The organism is Pseudomonas sp. PA-4-8C (assembly GCF_021606625.1).
Lineage (GTDB): Bacteria > Pseudomonadota > Gammaproteobacteria > Pseudomonadales > Pseudomonadaceae > Aquipseudomonas > Aquipseudomonas lactis.
On record NZ_WKCD01000035.1, the window covers coordinates 24,670 to 35,601 of the forward strand.

10 protein-coding genes are annotated in these 10,932 nt (G+C 61.3%); 5 read left to right on the plus strand and 5 right to left on the minus strand.

Annotation, left to right across the window (positions count from 1 at the left end; genetic code table 11):
- Positions 1-97: 97 nt before the first annotated feature.
- Positions 98-2,182 (minus strand): mechanosensitive ion channel family protein, encoded by a 2,085-nt coding sequence (locus GIW04_RS09000; protein ID WP_120248736.1) that lies wholly within the window; start codon positions 2,180-2,182, stop codon positions 98-100.
- A 188-nt stretch (positions 2,183-2,370) separates the two neighbouring features.
- Between GIW04_RS09000 and GIW04_RS09005 the strand changes: the two genes are divergently transcribed.
- The 4 genes from GIW04_RS09005 to GIW04_RS09020 are packed head-to-tail and all read left to right on the plus strand — an operon-like array spanning position 2,371 to position 6,284.
- Positions 2,371-3,297 carry a DUF72 domain-containing protein gene (locus GIW04_RS09005; protein WP_003194609.1) on the plus strand — a complete coding sequence of 309 codons (927 nt, stop codon included), beginning with the start codon at positions 2,371-2,373 and terminating at the stop codon, positions 3,295-3,297.
- Positions 3,294-4,070, plus strand: coding sequence for an endonuclease/exonuclease/phosphatase family protein (locus GIW04_RS09010; RefSeq protein WP_034133870.1), 777 nt, complete (start codon positions 3,294-3,296; stop codon positions 4,068-4,070). The genes GIW04_RS09005 and GIW04_RS09010 overlap by 4 nt, the downstream gene beginning before the upstream one ends.
- A complete protein-coding gene (clsB, locus tag GIW04_RS09015) occupies positions 4,067-5,329 on the plus strand; it encodes a cardiolipin synthase ClsB (protein ID WP_120248735.1) in 1,263 nt (420 codons plus the stop codon). Before GIW04_RS09010 ends, clsB begins: the two co-directional genes overlap by 4 nt.
- Complete coding sequence (locus GIW04_RS09020; protein ID WP_120248734.1) at positions 5,319-6,284, plus strand: lysylphosphatidylglycerol synthase domain-containing protein; 966 nt, start codon at positions 5,319-5,321, stop codon at positions 6,282-6,284. The genes clsB and GIW04_RS09020 overlap by 11 nt, the downstream gene beginning before the upstream one ends.
- 113 nt (positions 6,285-6,397) lie before the next feature.
- Here GIW04_RS09020 and GIW04_RS09025 read toward each other — a convergent pair whose 3' ends face one another.
- The 3 genes from GIW04_RS09025 to GIW04_RS09035 all read right to left on the minus strand — a co-directional run bounded on the left by GIW04_RS09025 (position 6,398) and on the right by GIW04_RS09035 (position 9,392).
- Positions 6,398-7,153, minus strand: coding sequence for an alpha/beta hydrolase family protein (locus GIW04_RS09025; protein WP_003194616.1), 756 nt, complete (start codon positions 7,151-7,153; stop codon positions 6,398-6,400).
- A complete protein-coding gene (locus tag GIW04_RS09030; RefSeq protein WP_120248733.1) occupies positions 7,143-8,252 on the minus strand; it encodes a DUF3182 family protein in 1,110 nt (369 codons plus the stop codon). The genes GIW04_RS09025 and GIW04_RS09030 overlap by 11 nt, the downstream gene beginning before the upstream one ends.
- A gap of 168 nt (positions 8,253-8,420) precedes the next feature.
- The gene (locus GIW04_RS09035) at positions 8,421-9,392 is read right to left on the minus strand and encodes a GlxA family transcriptional regulator (protein WP_120248732.1); all 972 of its coding nucleotides are present in this window, start codon (positions 9,390-9,392) and stop codon (positions 8,421-8,423) included.
- 96 nt (positions 9,393-9,488) lie between these two features.
- Here GIW04_RS09035 and GIW04_RS09040 point away from each other — a divergent pair, with 96 nt between their 5' ends.
- A complete protein-coding gene (locus GIW04_RS09040) occupies positions 9,489-10,052 on the plus strand; it encodes a cysteine hydrolase family protein (RefSeq protein ID WP_034133875.1) in 564 nt (187 codons plus the stop codon).
- 21 nt (positions 10,053-10,073) lie between these two features.
- On the opposite strand, the gene tam is transcribed toward GIW04_RS09040, so the two are convergent.
- A complete protein-coding gene (gene tam / locus GIW04_RS09045) occupies positions 10,074-10,835 on the minus strand; it encodes a trans-aconitate 2-methyltransferase (protein WP_003194624.1) in 762 nt (253 codons plus the stop codon).
- Positions 10,836-10,932: the final 97 nt, after the last annotated feature.

Here is a 10,932-nt window from a genome sequence, read left to right on the forward strand (position 1 = left end):
GGTCTGTTTGGAACGATGGTTATTATCGACAGACGCGTGTGCCCTGTCGTAGGTCATTGCCAGAATCGTTGCATTTTGCGGGCTTGTAGCGCAACCGTCACGGATTAAGTGTCTTGACGTCGGGTTCGGCGGCCTCCTGTTTCAGCGCCGCGCGCGGTGCGAGCAAGAGCTGCTGTGGATAAGTCTGGGCGAAGTGCACCGCCTCACAGTTATCCACAAGCTTTTTCAGGCGCTGGTTAAACGCACGGCTGACCGCGTACTGGCCCCCCGAAACCGTGCGGAACTGCGCGGTGAGCACCACGCCATTGAGGTCCATCTTGTCTACCCCGAACACCTCCAACGGCCCTTGCAGGTTGTACTTGAGGAACACATCGTCGCGGATCGACTGGCCGGCTTCGCGGATCAGCTCCACGGCCTTGTCCACGTCGGTGTCGTAGGTGAACTGCACGGAGAAGAACGCATAGGCGAACTGACGGGACTGGTTGGTGACCGCCTTGATCTGCCCGAACGGCACAGAATGCACAAAGCCCTTGCCGTCGCGCAGGCGCAGGGTGCGGATGGTCAGGCCTTCGACGGTGCCGGCGTGGCCGGAGTCGAGCACCACCCAATCGCCGATGGACAGGGTGTCTTCGATAATGATGAACAGGCCGGTGATCACGTCCTGCACCAGTTGCTGTGACCCGAAACCGATGGCCAGGCCCACCACCCCGGCGCCCGCCAGCAACGGCGCGACATTGATGCCCAGGTTGGCCATGGTGGTGATCGCGCAGATCACCACCAGGATGATCTTCACCGCATTGCGCAGCAGCGGCAGGATGGTTTTGACCCGGGTACTGGGCTGGCGACTGGAGCGTTTGTTCACCGGTGGCTTGAGGGCTTCCTGGATCGCCGTATCGAGCACCACCCAGAACAGCCAGGTCACCAACAGGATCAGGCCGATGCTGCTGAGGGAGTCACTGATGGCCCGGCCCACCGAGTTGCGCTGGGCGAATTCGAACAGCGAAACACCCCAGATACGCCCGAGTATCTCGATAAACGCGATGGCCATGACGATGCGCAAAATCGCGTGCAGCAAACTCAGGAAGCGTTCCTTGTAGGCGCTGTTGCGCTGGATCGATACCTGGCTGCGGGACTTGAACAGGTGTTGCAACACGGTGCTGAGAAACACCGTGCCGATCAGTAACAAGGTGGTGAGCAGTGCGCAGCGCAGGGCCTCTTGGTTATCGTCACCGGCGCCAATCAGGTTGACCGCCGAGACCAGCACCATCAACAGAATCGGCCAGTACCAGAGCCCGGAAAACACCCGCAACGATTGTTGCAATGCTGGATGTTTGAGGCGCTGGGCCAGCGGCCGATTGCGGATCAAATGGGCCACCGGCCGACGCAGGCGGACCACCAGCACGCCAAAGATGACCGCGGCAAACAGGCCGGTAAACACGGCGATGCTGCTGGTGATATTGCCGCCCAGTTGCCGAGCGATTTGCGGGCTGGTCAGCGCATCGCTGAGGGCCGCGAGAAAGCCGATCAGGAACAGCGGCTTGGGGCAATAGTCACGAATGATCCGCACCGCAGGCCGCTTGTGCCCGACGTTAAACATGACAATGACGCACAGCAGCAACGAGGTGGAAAAGATGCCACTGCTGGTGGCGTAGGCAAAACACAGCGCCAGGGCGCGACCGACAGACGCAGCTAAAAAGTGACTGACATAAAGGGTCAACGGCAGGCAGATCAGCGCTGGAATCGTGTAGGGCACCACATAGCCCAGCAAGCCTTGCAGCCGTTGACGCCGCGCAAGGAATGGGCGGCGGCTCGCGCGTTTCACAACCAGGCGCCCCAGCATCGTCAGCACAGCAAAGGCACCGGCCCACACGCCAGACAACAGCAGGAAATCGCCGGCCACGCTCCACGGCGAGCGAGCGGTGGTCTGGTCCACCAGGCGCCCTACTTCGTCTGCGGCGCGGTCGGCCCGCAGGCGCCAGGCGTCAATGAGGTTCTGGTTGAGGTCGAGCTTGTCTTGCACGTCATCAATACTGGAACTGATGGCCCCGAGTAGCCCGCCTTGCACCAGCAATTCCGGCTTGGCCGACGTCTCGGCAGCGGGTGCCGTCGCTGCGGCTTGCAGTGCGCCGTTACCGCAAAGCAGCAACGCGCCGAGCAGTAATGCAGTCTTTAGATTCAGCAAAACAGCGAGCTCCTTCAGCAGGGTCTGTAAGGAACTGACGGGTTTAGGCCTTGATCGTTCCCCGCATGGGCGATGCCCTCCGATCTTTTCCTACCCTGTACCGCCTGTAGGAATGTGGAAACTTTCAGCCAAATAGCGCAGTCATCCCATAACGGAGGTCACCTCACCCACCAACCACGGGAGCACACATGGCGGCGATTCACATCGGCATTTCCGGCTGGCGCTACACGCCCTGGCGCGGGGACTTCTACCCCGAAGGGCTGACCCAGAAACGCGAGTTGCAGTTTGCGTCACGCGCCGTCAACAGCATCGAAATCAACGGCTCGTTCTACGCGCTGCAAACCCCTAAGCGCTATGCCGAGTGGTATGCCGATACGCCTGAAGGTTTCATGTTCAGTGTCAAGGCGCCCCGTTTCATCACGCACATCCTGCGCCTGCGGGACGTGCACAAGCCGATGGCAAATTTCTTCGCTTCCGGGGTGCTGGAACTCAAAGAAAAACTCGGCCCAATCCTCTGGCAGTTTCCGCCCAGCTTCAAATTCGACGCCACGCTGTTCGAAACCTTTTTGGCTGAATTACCTACCGATACCCAGCAGGCCGCCGCCCTCGCGCGCCAGCATGAGCCGCGCCTTAACGGCAAGGCGAGCATGAAGGCCTATGCCAAGAAGCCGTTGCGCCATGCCGTGGAGATTCGCAACACGAGTTTTGCCGTGCCGGAGTTCATCCAGATGCTGGATAAACACGGGGTGGCCCTGGTGGTCGCAGACACCGCAGGCAAGTGGCCATACATGGAAGACGTGACCGCCAACTTCATGTACCTGCGCTTGCACGGCGACAAGCAGTTATACGCCAGTGGCTATAGCGCCGAAGCGCTCCAGCGCTGGGGTGACCGCATTGAGCGCTGGGCCCACGGCAAGCAGCCTGCCGATGCACACCTGGTCGACCCGCACCACACGCCCCGCAGGCGTAAACAGCGCGATGTGTTCTGCTTTTTCGACAACGACATCAAAGTTCGCGCCCCCTTCGATGCACGCCAATTGCTGCAACGTTTCGGGCTGGACCAACACCTGCTCACCGAACCTGGCCGGCTGCCGGAACCAGGAGTATTGCCATGACACATCCAGAGCTGATCCCCACCCCGCCGACCACCGCCATCACCCGCTTTACAGTGCTGACGGTCAATATCCACAAGGGTTTCACCGCGCTGAATCGCCGCTTCATCTTGCCCGAGCTGCGTGAAGCGGTGCGCAGTGTGGGCGCAGACATGGTGTTCTTGCAGGAAATTCATGGCACCCACGAACGCCATCCACAGCGCTACAGCGACTGGCCAAAAATGCCGCAGTATGAGTTCCTCGCCGACAGCATCTGGCCGCAGTTTGCCTATGGGCGCAATGCGGTGTACCCCCATGGCGACCATGGCAATGCACTGCTGTCCAAATTCCAGATCATCCGCTATGACAACCTCGACATATCGCAAAGCGGCCATGAAAACCGTGGCCTGCTGCATTGCGTGCTGCGCCTGCCGGGCAGCGGTCAGCAGGTGCACGCGATCTGCATCCACCTGGGCTTGCGCGAGGTGCATCGCCAACAGCAGTTGCGGTTGCTGGAACAACGTATCAGCGAGATTCCGGCTGATGCGCCGTTGGTAGTCGCTGGCGACTTCAACGACTGGCGGCAAAAAGCCAACCTGAGCCAAAGCGGTTTGCAGGAAGTGTTCATGCACACCCTCGGTAAACCGGCGCGCACCTTCCCGGCACGCCTGCCGCTACTGCCGCTGGACCGTATTTATGTGCGCAACCTGACGATTCACAACCCTCTTGTTCTCACCACTCGCCCCTGGTCCCATCTCTCAGACCATGTGCCGCTGTCGGTGGAGGTGGAGCTATGAACGTTGCGGTAGACCATATCGCCACAGACCAACCGCCAGACGACAGCAAGGCGCGGGATCTGGATTACGGCTGGCAGAGCGGCAACCAGGTGCAATTGCTGGAGAACGGCGAGGCGTACTTTCCTGCCGTATTCGAGGCGTTGCGCGGCGCCGAGCGCGAGATCCTGCTGGAGACCTTTATCCTCTTTGAAGACAAGGTCGGCGTTGAGCTGCACAGCATCCTCATCGAGGCGGCCAAGCGCGGGGTGAAGGTTGTGGTCAGCCTCGACGGTTTTGGCTGCGGCGAACTGAGCCCGGGCTTCCTGCGGGAGTTGGCCGAGGCCGGGGTGATGGTGCAGATGTTCGACCCGGCGCCCAAGACCCTTGGCATACGCACTAACTGGTTTCGCCGCCTGCATCGCAAGATCGTCGTGGTGGACGCCCGCGTGGCGTTTATCGGCGGGATCAATTTTTCTGCCGACCACCTGGCGGATTTCGGCCCCGAAGCCAAGCAGGATTACTCAGTACAGGTGATCGGCCCGGCTGTGGCCGACCTGCACCATTTCGCCCTCGCCCAAAGTGGCCGCCAGGTGCGCAGCCGTCGCGGTTGGCGGCGGCGCCAACAACGGCCTTCGCCCTGGACGAACGAGCCAGGCGACGGCCTGGTACGTCTGATCTATCGCGATAACATCCAGCATCGTGATGACATCGAAGACGCGTATATCCACGCCTTGAGCCAGGCCCGGCAGCGGGTGGTGATCGCCAACGCGTACTTCTTCCCCGGCTATCGCCTGCTTCGCGAGATCCGTAACGCGGCGCGCCGTGGCGTGCACGTGCAGTTGATCATGCAGGGCCAGCCCGACGTGCTGTTGGCGAAACTGGCTGCGCGCATGCTCTATGACTACTTGCTCAAGGACGGCGTGGTGATCCACGAATACTGCCAACGCCCGCTGCACGGCAAGGTGGCGCTGGTGGATGACGAATGGAGCACCGTCGGCTCCAGCAACCTGGACCCACTGAGCCTGGCACTGAACCTGGAAGCCAACGTGCTGATTCGCGACCAGGCTTTCAATCAACAGCTCTACGAACGCCTGGAAGCACTCGCCCACAATCATTGCCAGACCATGCCGGAAAAGCGCAAGCCACGCCTGTGGCTCTGGCGCCTGACCGTGGGTTTCCTGGTGTTTCATGTGATGCGCCATTTCCCGGTACTGGCCAGTTGGTTGCCGGCCCACAAACCGCGCTTGAAACCTTTTGAGGCCACGCCCCATGACGTCTGAAGCCCGCCCCCAAGCGCAAGCCTCTGGGTTCAAGCGCTGGAAGAAACCGCTGACGATTGCGTTCTTCGTGCTGCTGATCGTGTTGTTTACCCTGCTCGCCCGGCGCATCGACTGGAGCGAAGTGTTCCAGACCCTGAGCGAGTTCAAGCTGCGCACATTGTTCATCGCCGGCGCGCTGACGCTGTGCAGCTTTATCGTCTACGCCTGTTTCGATTTGATCGGCCGTACCTACATTCGCCAGCCGTTGCGTTGGAAGCAGATATTGCCGGTGGGCATCATCAGCTACGCGTTCAACCTCAACCTCAGCGCTTGGGTCGGCGGCATTGCCATGCGGTACCGGCTGTATTCGCGCCTGGGCGTGAGCACCAGCAATATCGCCAAGATCCTCGGCCTGAGCCTGGCCACCAATTGGTTCGGCTATATGGTGTTGGCCGGGGTGGTGTTCAGCAGCGGGTTGGTGACCCTGCCGCCAGGCTGGAAGCTCAGCAGCGGCGCCTTGCAAGGGGTCGGGGTGTTATTGGTGCTCGCGAGCCTGGGCTACCTGGCGGCGTGCCGGTTTTCTAAAAAGCGCTCGTGGTCGATTCGCGGTATCGAGATCAACTTGCCGTCGCTGCGCATGGCCTGTTTGCAGCTGGCTCTGGGTGCGTTGAACTGGTCGTTGATGGCCGCAGTGATATTCACCTTGCTGCCGGCCAAACTGGATTACCCGTTGGTGCTGGGGGTGCTGTTGATCAGTGCGATTGCCGGGGTGGTCACCCATATCCCGGCCGGGTTGGGGGTGTTGGAGGCGGTGTTCATTGCGCTATTGCAACATGAGGCGTCGCGGGGGAGTTTGCTGGCGGGGCTGATCGCGTACCGGGCAATTTATTTTATTTGCCCGTTGTTGATTGCACTGGTGATGTATTTGGGGGTGGAGGCCAAGGCCAAGGCGTTGCGGGTGAAGAAGACAGCCTGATGAGACGGTGGTGACTGTTGAATCGCTATCGCGGGCAAGCCCGGCTCCCACAGGGGAATGCATTCCAAAGTGGGAGCCGGGCTTGCCCGCGATAGCGATCACAAGGACAACGACTATCGGGCCTGAATGATGCTCAACCGCTCCCCCACCACCATCTCGGTAATCCAGTCCACCAGTATCGAGGTGTACGCCTGTTGCGACACCGGGTCGCTCAGGGAATGGTCGGCACCGTCGATGATGCGGTGGGTCAGGGAGTGGGTCTGCTGGCACGCCGCACGGTAACTCATGATGGTGGCGTGGGGCACATGGTCGTCGGTTTCCGACTCGACAATCAGCACATCGCCGGTAAATTGCGCGCAGGCATGCAGGGCCCGGTTGGTTTCGGCGTGCACGAGGGTGCCGCGGTAATCCATCAGGTCGGCTTTATCCAAGTCGCGCTTGGGCTTGAGCCATTCCTGGTCGCGGTACAGCGCCGGCACTCGCAGCGCCAGCCAACGCACCGGGCGCAGTGAGGTGAGGATCGCCGCCAGGTAGCCTCCATAACTGGTGCCCACCACTGCCACCGCCGAGGTGTCGATCGCCGGGTGGGACAGCAGGCGGTCGTAGGCAGCCAGCAGGTCGCGCAGGTTGTCTTCGCGGGTGACGCGGGACAAGGGGATGCCGGTGCCAGCATGGCCACGCAGGTCGAAGGTCAGGCACACACACCCAAGGCCTGCGATACCTTTGGCCCGCTCCAGGTCACGCTCCTGGCTACCGCCCCAACCGTGCACGAACAACACACCGGGCACTTTGGACTTGGGGCTGAGGAAGGTCCCGCTCATTTGTTCGTCGTCTATATCAATGCTGATGCTCTCGCTTCTAGCCGTCATAAGTCTTGACCGTCACATACTTGAGTAGAAAGTCGCTGTTTTCGGCCGGGCCTCGGTATACCTCAATGGCATCCGCCGGCAGCGCTTGGTCTATATAGGTTTCTACCGAGGACACACGGATGGCCTTGAGGCCCGGATGGTTGATAAAGCTCTGCAGCGCCGCGACTTCCGCGCTACTGGCCCCGCCCATGCGCCAGGATTGTTCGAGCACGCCACTGCGGCGCTGGCCTGTGCTGTCCAGGCCTTGGGCGATGTCGTAGTTGCGGCGCGAGGCGAAGAAGCTTGGGTAGGCTTCATTCGCGGCTCGGTCAAAAACCAGCGCCTGTTCGATAGCCTTACGCACGTCTTCAGGCAGATCCAGTTTGAGCAGGGCTGCGTAATCACCGGGGACGACCAGCAGATCGGAACCGCCGTAGACCTCTTCCCCCTGCCCGTCTTGCGTCAGGTGCTGCTCGCCGCAGTAGCTGAAGAGGTGATCGCCGATAAAACTCTGGCCCACACTATGGGTGACCACCTCGTGCAGGTCTTGTTCCAGCACCACGCCTTGATTGAACATTCGGGCCGCTTCCGGGCGGGCCACTATCGCGTCGAATTCATCCAGGCTGTGGATAACTTCCTGCCCCCGCCCTGCACAGGCATTTACGGGTTTCAGACGAATCGGGCCGCTGTAGAGCAAGCGGGTCGCGGCAGGCCGCGCGTCCTCAAGGGCGAACACACTCACGCCGTCCAACACCACGTCACGCACGCGCTCGCAGAATGTCGGCGACCAACCTTCGGGCGCCTTGGCCTCGGGACTCAGCAGGCCGTGACTGATGGCTTTGGTGCAGATGAAAGCGTGATCGACATAGCCGCCCCACAGATCTTGTGGCCCCTCGATATTGAGCAGGCGCGCTTGGGCGGGCCCGACCAGGGTTTGCGTGGGCAGCAGATACAATTCCCGGCCCGCATGCAGGGCCGGGTCGTAACTGCCACCGAACTTGAGCCCCAGGATCTGCGCCAGCCAGCGTGCGAGGGCGCGGTTGGTTTCGATTTCATGCAAGGGCGCGCCTTCTCGCATGGAGTGGGCGACCACCAGCTTCTTGCGACTTATGGGGGTCATGCGTTCCCCTTTCTATCAGCCGTTGTGTAGCAGGAGGGCTGCATGGATCAGGCCAACATAGGGTTTGCGGGGATGGCCGTAAAATCAATCAGTTGCGCAAGAAGTGATGGCCGTTAGCCTGTTTTATTCTGCACGACCCTAAGTTAACCCTGCGGCGTTCTGCACGATTCAAACCCCAAAGCGGTTGCGGTAATCGCTGGGGGACAAGCCGGTGATTTTCTTGAAAATGGCGCGAAAGGCGCTGGGGTCCTGATAGCCCACGGTCCAGGCAATGTGATCGATCGTGCCGTTGGTGAACTCCAGCATCTGCCGTGCCTTACCGACACGTAGGTGCTGGCAGTACTCGGTGGGTTTCAACCCGGTGGCGTTGCGAAAGCGCCGCAGGAAGGTACGCTCCTCCAGGTTGGCCTCCTGCGCCATCGCCGCCACGGACACATCCACCGCGCCACTGGCTTGCAGCCAATGCTGGACCTTGAGGACCGCACCATCACCGTGCCTGAGAAGCGGCGCAAAGTTGCTACCACATTGGCTGGCGCTGGCGCTGTGTTCGATCACCAGAAAACGCGCCGTATCGGCCGCAACGCTCGGGCCCATCAGCCGGTCGACCAGGCGCAGGCCCAGTTCGGACCAAGCCATCAGCCCCGCGGAAGTGATCAAGTCGCCGTCATCGACAATGGGTTTATCCGCTTCCAGGCGCACCGCCGGGTAACTGGCCGCAAAAGACTTCGCGGAGGACCAGTGGGTGGTGGCGCTGCGACCATCCAACAAGCCGCTGCGCGCCAGCATGATCGAACCGATGCACACACCGCCCAGCACGGTGCCGGCTGCATGTTGCTGGCGCAGCCATTGCAGCAGTGCAGGCGGCGCCTGGTCTTCGGTGAACTCGGCAATCGAGGGCGGCACCAACACGGCCATCATCGGTTGGTCGGGGCCTGGGTGGCTGTCGAACGTGCGCGCGGGCATGCCGCGGGCATCTACCTGCCAGTGGCTGACCCGCAGCAGCGGCAGTTGCGCAGATTCATGCTCGGCGGCGATGCGGTTAGCGACCCCGAACAGGTCGGTCAGCCCGTGGACTGCGGCGAGTTGCGCGCCCTGGTAGATCAACACACCCAGCTCGACAGTGCTGCGTTGCGCGGCCATTGTCAGTTTTCCCCCTGTTATTGTCGGTGCAGCCAATCCTCGGCGTGATCGCCAGATAAGATACTAGGCCCATCAACCCATCACGAGGCAACACACATGGCCAAGCAGGCGCTCATCCTAATCGATATCCAGAACGACTACTTCCCCCAGGGCAAGTGGCCGCTCGACGGCGTGGAAGCCGCAGCGGACAAGGCAGCGCAGGTGCTACAGGCGTTTCGAAAAGCTGGCGATGCGGTGATTCATGTACGGCATGAGTTCGCTGGCGACGACGCACCGTTCTTCACACCGGGCTCCGAAGGCGCGCATTTGCATGCCAAGGTGCTCAACGAGGGCGATGAACCGGTGGTGCTCAAACACTTCGTGAATGCGTTTCGCCAAACCAACCTGCGCGAACTGCTGGAACGGCGCAGCATCACCGACGTGGTGGTGGTGGGTAGCATGAGCCATATGTGCGTTGACGCCGTGGTGCGGGCAGCGGCGGACCTGGGCTACAAGGTTACGGTGATTCATGATGCCTGCGCGACCCGCGACCAGGAATTCAACGGCCAGGTGATTCCGGCGGCGCAGGTGCACGGCGCGTACATGGCCTCCCTGGCCTTTGGCTATGCGGGTGTGGTGTCGGCAGAGGAATATTTGAAGGCCCAAGCAGCGGCCGCGTGACCGCCACCCGGGCTGATCGCTTTAGCGCGTGGCAATGATGAACAGCCGCGGAAAAGGCAACAACACCGTGCCATCGGCCAGGGCTGGATAAGCCTGGGTAATTCGCGCCTGGTATTGCTGCAGGAAGGCGGCTTTTTCATCGTCGGTCAACGGCGCAAGAAAAGGCCGCAATGCCGAAGCCTTGAACCACTCCACCACCGCCCCGTGGTCCGCCAACGGGTGCTGATAGGTGGTGCGCCACACATCCACGGTACTGCAATGCTTGCTCAGCAGTTCGTAGTAGTAACTGGCGGTGTGCCGTTCATTGTGTTTGACCGCCCCAATCTTGGCCGCCCATGGGCCATCGGCCGCAACTTCACGGGCCAGGCGATGGGCGGGCTCGTCAAGGTTGTCCGGGGTTTGCACCGCCAGCGTACCGCCTGGGTTCAGTTGGTGGACCAAGTGCGGGTACAGCGTGGCGTGATCGGGCAGCCATTGCAGCGAGGCATTGGCCAGGATCACATCCAAGCGTTGCGCCGGATGCCAGGCGCCGATGTCTGCCAGCTCGAAGTTCAACCTGGGCAGGCGCTTGCGGGCGTCCAGCAACATGTCATCGGAGCTGTCCATGCCCGTGACGTGCGCTTGGGGGAAACGCTCGGCCAGTACTTCGGTGGAGTTCCCCGGCCCGCAACCCAGGTCGACGGCGGTGTTCACGTCGGTGTTGGGAATGGCCGCCACCAGGTCACGGACGGGGCGAGTGCGCTGCTGTTCGAACATCGTGTACTGCTTGGCGGACCAGGTCATCACAGCTTTCCTTCTTGCTAGAGGTGGCGACAGCCTAAATCTTGTGAGCCATGAGAACAAATGCTGGGGTTGGTGTGCTGTTTGCACAAAGGCATCC

Coding starts and splice junctions, on each gene's coding strand:
- GIW04_RS09005 (WP_003194609.1), top strand. CDS start 2,371: ATGGCGGCGATTCACATCGGCATTTCCGGCTGGCGCTACACGCCCTGG.
- GIW04_RS09010 (WP_034133870.1), top strand. CDS start 3,294: ATGACACATCCAGAGCTGATCCCCACCCCGCCGACCACCGCCATCACC.
- clsB (WP_120248735.1), top strand. CDS start 4,067: ATGAACGTTGCGGTAGACCATATCGCCACAGACCAACCGCCAGACGAC.
- GIW04_RS09020 (WP_120248734.1), top strand. CDS start 5,319: ATGACGTCTGAAGCCCGCCCCCAAGCGCAAGCCTCTGGGTTCAAGCGC.
- GIW04_RS09025 (WP_003194616.1), bottom strand. CDS start 7,153: ATGACGGCTAGAAGCGAGAGCATCAGCATTGATATAGACGACGAACAA.
- GIW04_RS09030 (WP_120248733.1), bottom strand. CDS start 8,252: ATGACCCCCATAAGTCGCAAGAAGCTGGTGGTCGCCCACTCCATGCGA.
- GIW04_RS09035 (WP_120248732.1), bottom strand. CDS start 9,392: ATGGCCGCGCAACGCAGCACTGTCGAGCTGGGTGTGTTGATCTACCAG.
- GIW04_RS09040 (WP_034133875.1), top strand. CDS start 9,489: ATGGCCAAGCAGGCGCTCATCCTAATCGATATCCAGAACGACTACTTC.
- tam (WP_003194624.1), bottom strand. CDS start 10,835: ATGACCTGGTCCGCCAAGCAGTACACGATGTTCGAACAGCAGCGCACT.